The 15528-nt window shown below is 66.0% G+C and carries 10 protein-coding genes; 5 read left to right on the forward strand and 5 right to left on the reverse strand.

Going from position 1 to position 15528, the window contains the following annotated elements:
* The first annotated feature begins 67 nt into the window (after positions 1-67).
* Complete coding sequence (locus ABIC09_RS09960) at positions 68-1402, forward strand: dicarboxylate/amino acid:cation symporter (RefSeq protein ID WP_354109154.1); 1335 nt, start codon at positions 68-70, stop codon at positions 1400-1402.
* 31 nt (positions 1403-1433) lie between these two features.
* Here ABIC09_RS09960 and ABIC09_RS09965 read toward each other — a convergent pair whose 3' ends face one another.
* Positions 1434-2312, reverse strand: coding sequence for an SDR family oxidoreductase (locus ABIC09_RS09965; protein WP_354109155.1), 879 nt, complete (start codon positions 2310-2312; stop codon positions 1434-1436).
* Positions 2313-2416: 104 nt separating this feature from the next.
* On the opposite strand from ABIC09_RS09965, the gene ABIC09_RS09970 reads away from it, so the two are divergent.
* Positions 2417-3250, forward strand: coding sequence for a helix-turn-helix transcriptional regulator (locus ABIC09_RS09970; RefSeq protein WP_354109156.1), 834 nt, complete (start codon positions 2417-2419; stop codon positions 3248-3250).
* 88 nt (positions 3251-3338) lie between these two features.
* Complete coding sequence (locus tag ABIC09_RS09975) at positions 3339-5396, forward strand: tetratricopeptide repeat protein (RefSeq protein WP_354109157.1); 2058 nt, start codon at positions 3339-3341, stop codon at positions 5394-5396.
* Here ABIC09_RS09975 and ABIC09_RS09980 read toward each other — a convergent pair.
* From ABIC09_RS09980 to ABIC09_RS09990, 3 genes are read right to left on the reverse strand one after another with little or no spacing between them, the layout of a single operon-like run.
* The gene (locus ABIC09_RS09980) at positions 5393-6625 is read right to left on the reverse strand and encodes an NAD(P)/FAD-dependent oxidoreductase (protein ID WP_354109158.1); all 1233 of its coding nucleotides are present in this window, start codon (positions 6623-6625) and stop codon (positions 5393-5395) included. The two genes, ABIC09_RS09975 and ABIC09_RS09980, sit on opposite strands and share 4 nt — an antisense overlap.
* A 15-nt stretch (positions 6626-6640) precedes the next feature.
* The gene (locus tag ABIC09_RS09985) at positions 6641-7867 is read right to left on the reverse strand and encodes an MFS transporter (protein WP_354109159.1); all 1227 of its coding nucleotides are present in this window, start codon (positions 7865-7867) and stop codon (positions 6641-6643) included.
* A 50-nt stretch (positions 7868-7917) separates the two neighbouring features.
* A complete protein-coding gene (locus ABIC09_RS09990; protein WP_354109160.1) occupies positions 7918-9414 on the reverse strand; it encodes an amidase in 1497 nt (498 codons plus the stop codon).
* A 209-nt stretch (positions 9415-9623) separates the two neighbouring features.
* Here ABIC09_RS09990 and ABIC09_RS09995 point away from each other — a divergent pair, with 209 nt between their 5' ends.
* On the forward strand, positions 9624-10307 hold the full coding sequence (locus tag ABIC09_RS09995; RefSeq protein WP_148748768.1) for a helix-turn-helix domain-containing protein: 684 nt from the start codon (positions 9624-9626) through the stop codon (positions 10305-10307).
* 67 nt (positions 10308-10374) lie between these two features.
* On the opposite strand, the gene ABIC09_RS10000 is transcribed toward ABIC09_RS09995, so the two are convergent.
* A complete protein-coding gene (locus tag ABIC09_RS10000; RefSeq protein ID WP_502917659.1) occupies positions 10375-13482 on the reverse strand; it encodes an Rne/Rng family ribonuclease in 3108 nt (1035 codons plus the stop codon).
* Positions 13483-14185: 703 nt separating this feature from the next.
* Between ABIC09_RS10000 and ABIC09_RS10010 the strand changes: the two genes are divergently transcribed.
* Positions 14186-15484 (forward strand): N-acetylmuramoyl-L-alanine amidase, encoded by a 1299-nt coding sequence (locus ABIC09_RS10010; protein ID WP_354109162.1) that lies wholly within the window; start codon positions 14186-14188, stop codon positions 15482-15484.
* The last annotated feature ends 44 nt before the right edge of the window (positions 15485-15528 follow it).

Genomic DNA, 15528 nt, shown 5'->3' on the forward strand with positions numbered 1-15528 from the left:
GGTTCCAATTGACAGAGCCGGCCGAGTTGATCTTGGCTGGCTCTAAATTTTGAGGGGGGAGCGAACAATGACAACGACAACGATGGCCGGCGCGCCGGCCGCACCGAGCGCGGCCAAGCCGTGGTATAAAATTCTCTATGTCCAGGTGCTGATCGCGATCGTCCTCGGCGCAATCGTCGGCTGGCTCTGGCCGACGATTGCCACCAACGACTGGATCAAGGCGCTCGGCGACGGCTTCATCAAGCTGATCAAGATGGTGATCGCCCCGATCATCTTCTGCACCGTGGTCTCCGGCATCGCCCACATCCAGGATGCCAAGAAGGTCGGACGCATCGGCGTCAAGGCGCTGGTCTATTTCGAGATCGTCTCCACCTTCGCGCTCGTCATCGGCCTCATCATCGGCAACATCGTGAAGCCGGGCGCAGGCTTCGGCAACGCGGCCGCCAACGCGCAGGCCGTCGCAAATTACGCCAAGCAGGCCGAGGGCCAGAGGTCGGTCGACTTCATCCTGCACATCATTCCCGACACCGTGGTCGGCGCCTTCGCGCAAGGCGAGATCCTCCAGGTCCTGTTGTTCTCGGTGCTGTTCGGCTTCGCCATCATGGGGCTCGGCGAGCGCGGCCACGCCATCCGCGGCTTCATCGACGATGCCGCGCATGCGGTGTTCGGCGTCATCTCCATCGTGATGCGCGCGGCGCCGCTCGGTGCGTTCGGTGCGATGGCCTACACCATCGGCAAGTTCGGCACCGGCGCGATCCTCAATCTGATGGGCCTGATCGCGACGTTCTATTTGACCGCGGCACTGTTCGTGATCGTGGTGCTCGGCACCATCGCGCGCTTTGCGGGCTTCTCGATCTTCAAGTTCCTGGCCTATATCAAGGACGAGCTGCTGATCGTGCTCGGCACCTCGTCGTCGGAAAGCGCGCTGCCGTCCTTGATGGAGAAGCTGGAACGGCTCGGCTGCTCGAAGTCGGTGGTCGGCCTGGTGGTGCCCACCGGTTATTCGTTCAATCTCGACGGCACCAACATCTACATGACGCTGGCGACCCTGTTCATCGCGCAGGCGCTCGGCTTCGATCTCACCTTCGGCCAGCAGCTCACGATCCTGGTGGTGGCGATGCTGACCTCGAAGGGCGCCTCCGGCATCACCGGTGCGGGCTTCATCACGCTGGCCGCGACGCTCGCGGTGGTCGATCCGCGGCTCGTGCCGGGCATGGCGATCGTGCTCGGCATCGACAAGTTCATGAGCGAGTGCCGCGCGCTGACCAATCTCTGCGGCAACGGCGTCGCCTGCGTGATCGTCGCCTGGTGGGAGGGCGAGCTCGATCGCGACAAGCTCAACGCGCGGCTGAACCAGCAGATCGATCCGACGGACATGGAAACCGCCGTCACGACGGACTGATCTGCAAGCTGCATCCGGCGGCGGCGCGCCGTCAGACCTTGAAGTAGTAGGGCTGGTCGAGATCCTCGATCAGCCCTATTTCTTTTGGTGCCCAGCCGAGCAACGCGCGGGTCTTCGCGCTCGATGTCGGCACGTCGACGCCTGCGAATTGCGCGAACCAGCCGAAATGCGCTTCGGCTTCGTCAGGCGATTTCGAGACGACGGGCACGCCGAGCCTTTTGCCGATCACCTCGGCAATCACCTTGAACGGGATGCCTTCCTCGGCGATCGCATGATAGCGCGGTGCGGTCGCGCCTTGCTCGAGTGCAAGCCGATAGACGCGCGCGGCGTCGAAGCGATGGCCGGCCGGCCAGCGATTCATCCCGTCGCCGATATAGGCCGCCAGGCCCCTCTGGCGTGCGAGGTTGATCAGGATCGGCACGAAACCGTGGTCGCCTTCGCCATGGGTGGTCGGCGGCAGCCGGACCACGGCGGTGCGGACGCCGGCCAGCGACAGCGCCGTTGATTCCGACACGCGTGGAAAGCGGTGTGCCGTCTCATCGTCCTCGGTCGCAAGCCGTCCGGGCGCCAGCAGCGCCACGCCGGAGGTGACAATGAGCGGACGGTCAGTGTTCTTGAGCTCCTCGCCGAGCGCGAGGATGGCGCGGCGGTCGAGCTCGCAATTGTCCAAAAATTTCGAGAAGTCGTGGTTGAATCCGAGGTGCAGCACGCCGTCTGACGCGGCCGGGCCGCTGCGCAGGGAGGCATGGTCCTCCAGCGAGCCGCGGTGGACCTTTGCCCCCATCGCGGCGAGCGATACGGCCCCCGCATCGGAACGGGCGAGGCCGGTGACGCTATGGCCGGCGGCGATCAGGTCGGCAACGACGGCGGAGCCGACGAAGCCGGTGGCGCCAGTGACGAATACACGCATGAGCAGTTCTCCAAAGATCGGCAAAAAGGTTGGTAGGAGGCAGCATCTGCGCTAGGATTATCCGGGTAAAGTAGGGACATTATCAGGGTATAATAGCTAACAGGATGAGCGAGACCTCCAGCGAGAACCTGCTCGGGACCTATTTGAAGGACCGTCGCACCCGGCTCGACGCGACCGCCTTCGGGTTTGGCGGCGGCCGCAGGCGCACGCCGGGGCTGCGGCGCGAGGAAGTGGCGCAGCGGGCCAATATCAGCCCGACCTGGTACACCTGGCTGGAGCAGGGCCGCGGCGGCGCGCCGTCGGCCGATGTGCTCGACCGGATCGCCCGGGCGCTGATGCTCACCGACGTCGAGCGCGAGCATCTGTTCCTGATCGGGCTCGGCCGCCCGCCCGAGGTCCGCTACCAGGCATCTGAAGGCGTCTCGCCGCGGCTTCAACGGGTGCTCGATGCGCTCGAGACCAGCCCGGCGATTATCAGGACCTTGATCTGGGATGTCGTTGCCTGGAATCGCGCGGCAACATTGGTGCTAACCGATTACGCCAAGCTTCCGCCGGAGCAACGCAACATCCTGCGGCTGATCTTCTCCGTGCCTCGCGTGCGCGCCGCGCAGTACGACTGGGAGAGCGTGGCCCGTTTCGTGGTCGCAGCGTTCCGGGCGGACGCGGCCCGCGCCGGCGCGGTCTCGCATGTCGCCGACTTCGTCGACGAAATGTGCGGTCTCAGCCCCGACTTCGCGAGGCTGTGGCGCGACAACGACGTCCGCAGCTATGGCGAGGGCATCAAGCATCTGCGCCATCCCGTGCTCGGCCCGATCTCGTTCGAATATTCGGCCTTCGCCGTCGACGGCCGGCCCGATCTCGGCATGGTCGTCTACAATCCGGCAACGCCGGACGATGCCGCGCGCATCAGGGCTGTTCTCGCCAAGCAATCCGACTGACGGATTTCGCGATCTCGCCCGTTTAACTGGCATCTCTGACGCCGAAGGGGTGGGCGGTATCGTGGGCAACGTGGCTGTGAATCGGATTGTGCTGGAGGCGACAGAGCATTTTGTGGCGGGACGGCCGGATCAGACGGACGTGCTCTGCGCGGAGGTGCTCAAGGTTCAGCCGGATCATGTGCCGGCGCTGCACCTGGCCGCCGTTGCCGCCTTCGTCACCGACCGCGCCGCCGACGGCGCCGCGCTGCTCAACCGGGTCTTCAATATCGATCCCGACCATGCGCCGGCGCTGGCCACGCTCGGCGATGCGCTCGCGGTGAAAGGCGAGCACGCCGGCGCCGTGGCTGCGTTCCAGCGTGCGTTGCGCGGACGGCCCGATGACGCCGGCTTGCACGACAAGCTCGGCGTGGCATTGGGCGACCTGTCGCGCTTCGGCGAGGCCGAGACCTCCTATCGCCGCGCAATCGCGCTCGATGCGCATCTGACGCGCGCGTGCTTCAATCTCGCCGTCGCGCTCGCCGAGCAGGGACGGCTGATCGAGGCGGAGGAGGCCTATCGCGCCGTGATCGCGCGCGAGCCTGCTTTTCGCGGCGTCTGGCTCAATGTCGGCAACGTCCTTGCGGACCAGAACAGGTTGGGCGATGCCGTGGCCGCCTATCGCCGCGCGCTCCAGCTCGATCCCGACGATGTCGGCCTGATCTGCAATCTTGGCGCGGCGCTCTATCGGCAAGGATTGCTCGAAGAGGCCATCGTCCAGTATCGCCGTGCCATCGCGCTCGCGCCCGACGATGTCGCGGCGCTGCGCCTGCTTGGCCTTGTCCTGCATGAAGCCCGCCATTTGCAGGAGGCCGCCGAGATCTACCGGCAAACATTCGCGCGCGATCCCGCCGATCACATCATCGCCACCAATCTCGGCGCCTGCCTCTCCGATCTCGGCGCGCTCGACGACGCCATTGCGGCCTGTGAACACGCGCTGCTGCTCAAGTCCGATCACGCGCCGGCCTACACCAATCTCGGCATCATCTTCGAGAAGCAGCAGCGCGTCACCGATGCTGTCGCCGCGCATCGCTGCGCGGTTGCGGTCGATCCCTCCTATGCCAAGGGCCACGCCAACCTCGCGGTCGCGCTGCGCAACGCCGGCGAGATCGACGAGGCGCTCACGGTCTCGGCCCGCGCGGTCGCGCTCGATCCGGAGCAGCCGCTCGCGCAATACAACCACGCGCATTTCCTGCTGATGAACGGCCATTTCGCCGAGGGGTTCGACGCCTATCGGTGGCGCCGCAAATGCAAGACGCTGTCGGACGGCTATCCGACTTTCAATGAGCCGGAATGGCGGGGCGAGCCGCTCGCAGGCCGTACCTTGCTGGTATTCGCCGAATACGGCCTCGGCGATGCCGTGCATTTTGTGCGCTATCTGTCGATGGTGACGGGGAAGGGCGGCAAGATCATCCTGCAGGTGCAGCCCGCACTCGCCTCGCTGCTGCGGCAATTGCCTGATGTCACCGTGATTCCGCGCGGCGAGGCGCTGCCGCCATTCGATCTGCAATTGCCGCTGATGAGCCTGCCGCGCCTGTTCGGCACCACGCTCGACAATCTGCCCGCGGACGTTCCGTATCTGCACCCCGACCCCGGGAAGCTTTCGCGCTGGCGAGCCGTCCTTGGTCGCGAGAGGCGACTGAAGGTCGGCGTGGTCTGGGCCGGCAATCCCGGGCACAAGGGCGACGGGCAGCGCTCGCTGTCGGCCGCGGCGGTGTTGCCGCGGCTCGTGATGCCGGGCTTGCAGCTCTACAGCCTGCAAAAGGAGCCGCGCGCGGAAGACGGTGCGGTGCTGGCGGCGCTCGGCGACGACGTGATCGATCTCGCGCCTGCGCTCGGGGATTTTGCCGACACGGCGGCGGCCGTGGCAGCGCTCGATCTCGTCATCGCCGTCGACACCTCGGTTGCGCATCTGGCCGGCGCGCTCGGCCGCCCGGTCTGGATGCTCACGCCATACGCGCTCGACTGGCGCTGGCTGCGCGATCGCGAGGACAGCCCGTGGTATCCGACCATGCGGCTGTTCCGCCAGCGCAAGCCGCGCGAATGGGATGATCCGCTAATGCGTCTGACGGCCGCGCTCTCAGTCCTCGCCGCGAAAGCCGAGAGCTAGAACCGCTCCGGCCGATACGGCGTCGGATCGATCGAGGGCGTCTCGCCGTTCATCATCTCCGCGAGCAGGCGTCCGGTGGCGGGGCCGAGCGTAAAGCCCTGGTGGCCGTGGCCGAAATTCATCCAGAGGCCGGGGTGGCGCGGGGCGCGACCGAGCACCGGCACCATGTCCGGTGTGCAGGGGCGGGTGCCGAACCACGGCTCCGGTTCGGCGCGCTTGCCGAGATCGATCAGCTCGCGCGCCGAGGCTTCGGCGCTGGCGAGCTGCACCGGCGTTGCCAGTGCATCCGGGCCGGTCAACTCAGCACCGGTGGTGATGCGGATGCCCTTGGCCATCGGCCCCATGGCATAGCCGCTGCCTTTGTCGACCAGCGGCAGATCGAGCGAGGCGCCGCCGCTGTAATGCATGTGGTAGCCGCGCTTGCGCACCAGCGGAATCCGGTAGCCGAACTTGTGCAGGAGATCCGGCGACCACGGCCCCAGCGTCACGACGGCGTTGGCGGCATCGATGCGGCCATTGTCGGTGTCGACCGACCATCCGATCGCGGTCTGCTGCAGCGACTGCGCATTGCCGAGCACGATGGTGCCGCCGAGCCGCTCGAACAGATTGGCATAGGCGGTGACCAGGGCGCCGGGGTCGGACACGGTCCAGGTGTCGAGCCAATGGATCGCGCCGGGGAGATCGTCGCGCAAGATCGGCTCGGCCTTGGTCAATTCGCTGCCCGAGAGCACACGAAAATTGACGCCGAACTCGCGGCGGTCTTCTTCCGCGGCCTTGATTGAATGGTCGAGCGCGGCGGCGTCGCGAAACAGCGCGCGATAACCGGCGCGGCGGATCAGATTGTCGGCATGGGCCTCGCGGATGAGGATGTCGTGCTCGGGCGTCGCATAGGCGATCAGCTGCGCCCAGGCCGCGATCGCTTCGCGATGCCGCTTCGGAGCCGAATGCCACCAATAGCGGAGCAGGGGCTCGACGTGGCGATGCAGCGAGGACAAGCTGTAGCGTACGTCGTTGGTGCGGCCGGTCGCGATCTTCACGAGCGAGGCGAGATCGCGCGGCATCGGATAGGGCCGTACCGCTTCCGCCTGGATCATGCCGGCATTGCCGTAGCTGGTCTCGCGGCCGGGCTCCCTGCGGTCGACCAGCGTGACAGTCCAACCGCGTTGCCTCAGATGCAGGGCGGCACCGACGCCCACCATGCCGCCGCCGAGAATGATTGCGCTTTGCATGGCAGAATTCTCCCGTCAGGCCGGCTTCGGCGCAAGCTTGGGCTGCGCCGTGTTGATGGTCGTCGCGACGACGACCGACAGCGCCGTCATTGCCACCAGGAAGCCGAAGGCAGCATCGAACGATCCGGTTCCGGTCACGATGAAGCCTATCGCCGCCGGTGCGACGAAGCCTGCACTCTGGCCGCCGAGATTGACCATGCCGACGCCCGATCCGATCTGGTCGTCGCGGAGCAATTTGGTCGGGAGCGCAATCACAGCGGCCAGCACGAAGGATTTGAAGAAGTAGACCAGCGACTGATAGGCGATCAGCACCGTGATCGTCTCCGCCTTGTACATGGCGTAGAGGAAGATGCCGGTCAACGCGGAGCTGCCGATCAGCAGATATTTTTCCCGCTCGGCGAAGAACGTGGTCATGACCCAGCCGCCGATCGCCGTCGCGAACGTCGCCATCACAAACGGGATCGGAGCCACCACGCCGACGGTCTTGAGGTCGAGTCCGCGTTGCTGCAGCAGATAGAGCGGCATCCAGGAATCCAGGCCCTTGTTGACGCAGCTAAGACCAAACCACACCACCATCAGCTGCCACAGCAGCGGATTCTTCATGAGCTCGCGCATCGGCGCGCGCTCTACGGCCTTTGCCGATGGGCCCGTAGCCGCTTTGTCCGGGCGTCCGAGATACGGGACGAAGACGAAATAGATCACCGCGAACACGATGCCGGCGATGCCGATCGTGTTGAAGGCGTGGCGCCAGCCGAGCCAGACGATCAGCGGCGCCATGATCAGCGGTGCGACCATGCTGCCGGCATAGTTCGACGACAGCAGCAGCGCCGACATTTTGGGCCGGCTGTCCCTCTTGAACACCTCGGCGATGGCGCGAATGCTGGCCGGCGGAAAGCCACCCTCGGCGATGCCGAAGACGAAGCGGATCGCGATCAGCGAGGTCAGCGACCAGGCGAGGCTGGTGAAGGCCGTGAACAGCGACCACATCACGATGGTGACGATCACCACATATTTCGAGCCGAAGCGGTCGGAGAGCCATCCGCCCGGCACCTGCATCGCGGCGTACCCTAAGAAGAACGCGCTGATGACGATGCCGAGATCGGCAGCCTGGAGATTGAAGTCCTTGCCGATCTGCGCCAGCGCCAGCGAGATCGCGGCGCGGTCGATGTAGGAGATGCAGTAGGCCGCATAGAGCAGGACGAAGGCGACGATGCCGGTCTTTCGGTTCGACAATTCGGCCATGCTGATCTCCGCTTTGCCGGCGACCCGGCGGGCTTGCCTGTTTGCTTGGTCTATTCCCAGGTGAGGAAGCCGGGCGCGGACGCCAGCGGCGGCGCCGTCGCAAGTCGCGCCAGGTCAGGCACCGGCCGGCACAATTGCGCATCGCCCGCAAATGCAGCCTCCAGGCTTGCGGCAATGGCGAGCACGATGGCATCGCCACCGCGCGGGCCGACGATCTGCAGGCCGAAGGGCAAGCCGGCTTCATCGACGCCGAGCGGAATGCTGATCGCGGGATGGCCGGGAAGCGTGACGGCATAGGCGAGCGCGAGCCAGTGGAAGTAGGATTTCGTCGGCGCGCCGTCGATCTCGGCCGGATAAAGCTCCGACCATGGCCGCGGACTGAGCGTGATCGTCGGGCTGATCAGTACGTCGCACGTTTCGAAGAAAGTTTGATAGGCACGATAGATCCGCGTCTGCGCCGTCGCGGCACGCCCGTGATCCTCGAGCGTGTAGCTCAGGCCTTCCTCGACATTGGCGCGGACATTGGGGCCGAGCATCTCGGGCCGCTCTTTGTAGTTCTTGCCGTGCATCGCCAGGAACAGGCCGGCGCGCAGCACGGCGAAGGCGTCGTCTGCGCCGGTGCAGTCGGGCGTCGCCTCGCGGCTTTCGGCGAACAGTGGCGCAAGCCTCTTCACGCGATCGCGGAAGACGCGGCGGATGGCCTGTTCGGTCGGCGCAAAGCCGAAGTCTTCGGTGAAGGCAAGGCGCAGCTTGCCAAGCTCCGCGGGGCGCGGCGCGGACCAGCGCTCGGCGCGCCCGCGCAGGGGCTCGCCGGGAAGCGTGTAGGCGAGTGGATCGCGGGCATCGTCGCTCGCCATCGCCGATAGCATCAGCGCGGTATCGGCGACGCTGCGGGCCATCGGTCCGTCGGTCGACAGATTGGACCAGCCGAAGGCGCGCTTTTCGCTCGCCACGAGGCCGTAGGAGGGACGCATGCCGACGATACCGGCATAGCCCGCGGGATTGCGCAGGGATCCCCCGGTGTCGGAGCCCGAGGCGAGCGGTGCCATGCCGCAGGCGAGCGCGACCGCCGATCCGCCGGAGGAGCCGGCCGCCGAGCGCATGGGATCGAAGGGATTGCCGGTCGCACCGAAGACGGGATTGCGGGTGTTGCCGCCCGCCGCCCATTCCGGCGTATTGGTCTTGCCGAAGATGATGGCGCCCGCCGCACGCAGCCGCGCGATCGAGCCCTGGTCGGCGGCAGGGACATTGTCGCGCAACAGGGGACTGCCGTAGGTCGAGCGCATTCCGGCGGTGTCTTGCGTATCCTTGATCAGGACGGGGAGCCCGTGCAGCGCGCCATGATCCTCGCCGCGCAGGATCGCGGCCTCAGCCTTCTTCGCGGCGGCACGTGCAGCCGGCTCGTCGAGCGTCACGACCGCATTGACGGCGGCATTGATGGCGCCGATGCGGGACAGGCAGGCGTCGAGCAGCTCGACGGGCGAGATCGCCCGTGCGGTCAGCAGACGGCGCAGCTCGACGGCACTCGTGTCGCAAAGTTCGGACAACGCCAGGCCCTTTCAAATTGTGAAAACGATTTAGCATATCGGAAACCGCGTTCAGCGCACCAATATTCGCCAAATCGGGGCAATTCATGCACAAATCTTGGCGTGTGTGCCCGGGAGGCACCCTGGAGAGGTATTGTGCGGCGGATCACACCGAAAAGATTAGGCCGATCGGCCAATATTTTTTCCCCGCAGCGTGATAGACATACCGCATGAGCGAGATCACGACGCCCGAAGGTGCCAACTCCCAGCTCGGCCAATGCCTCAAGGCGGCGCGCCAGGCGCGCGGCCTGACGCTCAAGCAGGTGGCGGAGCGAACGGGCATGGCGCTGTCGACCCTGTCGAAGGTCGAGAATGGCCTGATGTCGCTGACCTACGACAAGCTGCTCCAGCTTACCTCCGGCTTGAAGATGGAGATCGCGGAGCTGTTCAATCCGGCGGTCGCAGCGCCTACGCAAGGCAGGCCGGTCACCGCGCGGCGGAGCATCAGCCGGGCCGGGCAGGGGCAGCTGATCGCCACGAAATTCTACACCTACACCTATCAATGCACCGACCTGATCGGCAAACGCATGGTGCCGATCGTGGCCGAGGTCCGCGCGCGCTCGCTGGACGAATTCGGTCCGCTGCTGCGCCATGCCGGCGAAGAGTATTTTCTGGTGACGAGCGGACGCGTCGCGGTTCACACCGAGTTCTACGCGCCGGAGATCCTTGGCGAGGGCGACGGCATCTATCTCGATAGCACCATGGGCCACGCCTATCTCAACGCCGGCGAGGCACCGTCCGCCAAGGGCGTCTGTCTCTGCACCAGCGAGGCGCCTGATCTCTACGACCAGCTTCGCCAGATCGCTTCGCGCGAGGTGGCGCCGCTCGGTGACGACGAACTGCCGCCGCCGTAACCTTCAGGCGAGGCGTGAAATGAAAAACGCCCGGCCAGGCCGGGCGTTTTTTATTCGGACGCTGGCTCTATTCGCCGCCGCCGAAACGGCGCGACCACCAGCCGGCGCGACGCGGCGCGGCCGGCGTCTCGCTTGCCGCTTCCGGCGCAGGCTCAGGCGCGGGCGGAGCAACCGGCTCCGGCGCTGCTGCAACCGGGGTTGCCGGCTCGCTCGAGTTGCTCGACAGGAAGCTCACCTTCTCCCGGACGGTGGAGCGGCGTCGTGCCGCCTTGTCGTCGGATGCGGGCTCTTCCTCAGAGGGCGCGGGCTGCACCGGCGTTTCAACCGGCGCCTGCAACCGAAACTCGGGCTGGGACGTTTCGACCGGCGCGATATGCTCCGAATGCGCAATCGAGGGAGCTGTCTCGCTGCCGGAGCTATCGAAATCAGCGACCGCTTCGGTTGCTTCCGACGGCGGATTGCCCGTGAGCTCGTCGCCGATGGAGCCGGCGAGACCCTCCTCGCCGGTACCGCGCCGACGACGTCCACCCCTGCGACCACGCCGGCGACGGCGGTCGCCGCTACCCTGCTGCTCGCCACGGGCGGCCTGTTCTTCGCCTTCCTCGCCGTCCTGTTCGGCCTCGGCGTCCTCTTCACCTTCGCCTGCGACCGCTACGGCCCCTTCAGGAGAAGCGGGAGCACCATCCTCGCGCGCCTCGCCGTCGCGCTGACCGCCGCGGCCACGCCGGCGGCGGCGGCGCTTGCGGCGCTGGCCGTCCTGCTCGGGCGAAGCATCGCCTGCGGCCTGCTCTTCGGAGAGACCTTCGGTTTCCTCGGTCTCGACCTCGGATTCCAGCTCCGTATCGAGCTCCTCGTCGTCATAGGCCTCTTCGGCCAGCGGCGGCGGGCTTGCGGCCGCCTGTGCCGCCAGCAGCGCCTTGGCGGCTTCGAGCGTATGCACCTGCTCGCCGCGGTCGATGACATAGGCCTGCGGTCCGCTGACGCTGGGGTCGGCGATGACAGACAGCGAGACCTTGAAGCCGTTTTCGAGATCGCGCAGATGACCACGCTTGTGGTTCAGCACATAGAGCGCGACGTCGGTGCGGGTGCGGACCACGAGGTTGTGGGTCGCGCCCTTCATCAGGATCTCTTCGAGGCCGCGCAGCAGCTGCAGCGCCACCGAGGACACCGAGCGGACATGGCCGGTGCCGCCGCAATGCGGGCAGGGATCGGTCGAGGATTCCAGCACGCTGGCGCGGATGCGCTGGCGCGACATCTCGAGCAGGCCGAAATGCGAGATGCGCCCGACCTGGATGCGTGCACGATCCTGCCGCAGGCAGTCGGACAGCTTGCGCTCGACCGCACGGTTGTTGCGCTTCTCGTCCATATCGATGAAGTCGATGACGATCAGGCCGGCGAGATCGCGCAGGCGGAGCTGGCGGGCGACCTCTTCGGACGCCTCCAGATTGGTCTTGAGCGCGGTGTCCTCGATATGGTGCTCGCGCGTCGATCGTCCGGAGTTGACGTCGATCGAGACCAGCGCCTCGGTCTGGTTGATGACGATGTAACCGCCAGAGCGCAACTGTACGGTCGGCGAGAACATCGCATCGAGCTGGCTCTCGACGCCCATGCGCGAGAACAGCGGCTGGCCGTCGCGATACTGCTTCACCGCGCTGACATTGGCGGGCATCAGCATCTTCATGAAGTCGCGGGCTTCGCGGTAGCCGGATTCACCGGCCACCGAGATCTCGTCGATCTCCTTGTTGTAGAGGTCGCGCAGCGAGCGCTTGATCAGCGAGCCTTCCTCGTAGACCAGCGTCGGGGCCTGCGACTTCAGCGTCAGGTCGCGTACCGTCTCCCACATCCGGATCAGGTACTCGAAGTCGCGCTTGATCTCGGGCTTGGTGCGGGCGGCACCCGCGGTGCGCAGGATGATGCCCATGCCCTCGGGCACGTCGAGATCCTGCACCACTTCCTTCAGGCGCGAACGGTCCTGGGCCGAGGTGATCTTGCGGCTGATGCCGCCACCACGGGCGGTGTTCGGCATCAGAACGGCATAGCGGCCGGCGAGCGAGAGGTAGGTCGTCAGCGCCGCGCCCTTGTTGCCGCGCTCTTCCTTGACCACCTGCACCAGCATCACCTGGCGGCGCTTGATGACTTCCTGGATCTTGTACTGGCGGCGCGGGCGGAACGTGCGCTCCGGCACTTCCTCGAGCACGTCGTCACCGCCGACGGATTCGACGTGCTCCTCCTCGGCTTCCTCACCGTCGTCATCGTCCTCGTCGTCTTCGTCGGCCCTCGCTTCGGCGTCCTGATGCGGCGCTTCAGTGCTCTCGCCGGCGGCGTAGACGGCATCGGCCGGCTCGGTGACGGAGGTCACGGCTTCGGCAAAAGCCTCGCCATGCGCTTCCTCGTCATGCGCTTCCTCGTCATGCGTTTCCTCGTCATGCGTTTCGAAGGCGGGAGCTTCCTGAGGCTCGGCAACGACGGCGGGCTCGGCGCCGATCGCCGCGACAGGCGCGGGCGTCTCGTCGGCATGATCATGGTCGTGATGATCGTGCGCGTCGTCATGGCCATGGTCGTCATGATCGTGAGCGTGATGGTGATCATCGTGCTCATGATCGTCATGCCCGTGATCGTCGTGATCATGTTCATGATGATCGTGGTCGTGACCTTCATGCTCGCCGTGATGCTCTGCATCGGCGTGCAGATGCTCGCCCCCATGCAGAGCGCCCTCGGCGTGCTCCGGCAGGGCCTGGCCCTCGACCGGCTGGCCGGCCGGATCGGCGAGACCCTCGACGATCTCGCTGCGGACACGTTCGCCTTGACCGCGGCGGCGGGCGTTGCGGTGGCGCGAGCGGCGGCGGCCATGGGAGCGGTTCTCGCTCTCTTCCTCGGCTTCGCGATGGGCCTGCTCTTCGGCCTCGATCAGCGCCTGCCGGTCGGCGACCGGGATCTGGTAGTAGTCGGGATGGATTTCGCTGAAGGCGAGGAAGCCGTGGCGGTTGCCGCCATATTCAACGAAAGCGGCCTGGAGCGAGGGTTCGACCCTTGTGACCTTGGCGAGGTAGATATTCCCGCGCAGTTGCTTGCGTTGCGCGGTCTCGAAGTCAAACTCTTCGACGCGATTGCCGCGGACCACGACGACCCGGGTCTCTTCCGGGTGGGTGGCATCGATCAACATCTTGTTGGGCATGTCTTAACTCTTGGCGGCGGCGGGCGCGATCGACCGTGGGCGCGAAGAGCGCTGCCGGGTGACGCGACGGTCCACCTGATTCGGGGGTGAGGGGAAGGCCGAAACGCCGTCTCTCGCGCCTTGCCGAACCGGAAGCTTCAGGACCGAAACGGCGCGCGGGAGCGTCACTCCGCAGCGTCGCGAAAGGTCCTTCAGAATTCGTCGGCACAGTCTGGCGCATCAAGCGTCGGCCCGTATGAAACATCGGGCGGCGGGGCCGCCCCTAATCAGTTGCTGCTGGCCGGGCATGGCGCGTGCGCGCTCGCCTTGGATCAAGAACCGCCCCCTTGGGATTAAGGGATCGGGTAACTGGCCGCGTCGCTGTCAAAACTGCTCCGGAAACAGTTGGTAACCGGAAACCGTCCGCCGCCGGGGCTTGCCCCGTTCCACCTCGCTGCCGCGCACCGCGCTGGTCTTAGAGGGGAACAGAAAAACGCTGGAATTCCCAAACGTTGGGAGTTCCGGCGCTGCACCGGGAGGCTGAATGCGACACAACCGGAAATTATTGGCCGTCAGCAATCCGTACATACGAGGAATGGGCCATCCGTGCAAGGGAGCGTCGCACGCCGGTCACAGTCGGACAGTTTCGCGTTTCCGTCATTAAGGATCGTTTAACCCTGTGGTTCTATTGCGTTAAAGAGGGCTGCTCGGAGGCACGGATTCGGTGGCGAGCCGCACAAATCAAAGGGTTTTGCTGGGGGTTGCGCTGCTGTGTGCCGCGGCGTCGCCGTGCGCCGATTCCTCGCGTCTGAACGCGGCCGAAACCCCATCGCAACCCTCTGTTGTGACGACGAATTTTCCGATTGCCACCGCTGCGCGCCTGGCCGGTGACGGCAAGCAGACCCGCTTCATTCTCGACCTCGACCAGACCGTCAGCTTCCGCGCCACGACGCTCGCCGATCCCTACCGGGTCGTGGTCGACGTTCCCCAGGTCAATTTTCGGCTGGGCCCGGGCACCGGGACCGGGCGAGGGCTGGTCCGGGCCTTCCGCTACGGGCTCGTGATGCCCGGCGGCTCCCGAATCGTGTTCGACCTGACTGGGCCCGCCAAGATCGCCAATTCCTATGTGCTCGAGGCGGCCAACGGCCAGCCGGCCCGGCTGGTGGTCGAGCTGGAGGAGGTCGACCGCGCGGCTTTCGTGCAGACGCCTGCACCGGAGAATCGGCCCGAGCTGCGGCCAGCGATTGCCGCCGCGCCTCCGGCAACGATTGCTGCCGCGCCCGAATCGGCGCCGCAAAAGCCAGGGGCACCGTCCGACGGCCGTCCGGTCGTTGTGATTGACCCCGGCCATGGCGGCATCGACAACGGCACCCAGTCGAACGGCGAGAGCGAGAAGAACCTGGTGCTCGCCTTTGGCCTGGCGCTGCGCGACCGGCTGGAAAAGGCCGGCAAATACCGGGTGGTGATGACGCGGGACGACGACACCTTCATTCCGCTCAATGACCGGTCCAAAGTCGCCCGCAATCTGAACGCCGCGCTGTTCGTCTCGATCCACGCCGATGCGCTGCCGAAAGCCGAGGGCGACGCGCAGGGCGCCACCATCTACACGCTCTCGGACAAGGCCTCCGACGCCGAGGCCCAGCGCCTGGCCGATGCCGAAAATCGCGCGGACGCGATTGCCGGCTTCAATCTCGCGGAAGAGCCGACCGACGTCGCCGACATCCTGATCGATCTAACGCAGCGGGAAACCCGCACCTTTTCAAACCGTTTTGCGCATTTGCTGATGGGCGAAATGAAGTCGACCGTGCGGATGCACAAGCATCCACTGAAGTCGGCCGGTTTCCGGGTGCTGAAAGCCCCCGACGTGCCCTCGGTGCTGGTCGAGATCGGCTACGTCTCCAACAAGGGCGACCTCGAGCACCTCGTGTCCGAGGGCTGGCGGTCGCGCGCGGTGGGTTCGATGGCCCAGGCGATCGACACGTTCCTGGCCAAGCGGATGGCGACGGCGGGGGCCAGCAATTAAACAGGAAACGCCGGTTCCGATGTTAAGCCCTAGTTTGGCCACAG

It is taken from the genome of Bradyrhizobium sp. S3.12.5, assembly GCF_040548225.1.
In the GTDB taxonomy this organism is placed as follows: domain Bacteria; phylum Pseudomonadota; class Alphaproteobacteria; order Rhizobiales; family Xanthobacteraceae; genus Bradyrhizobium; species Bradyrhizobium cytisi.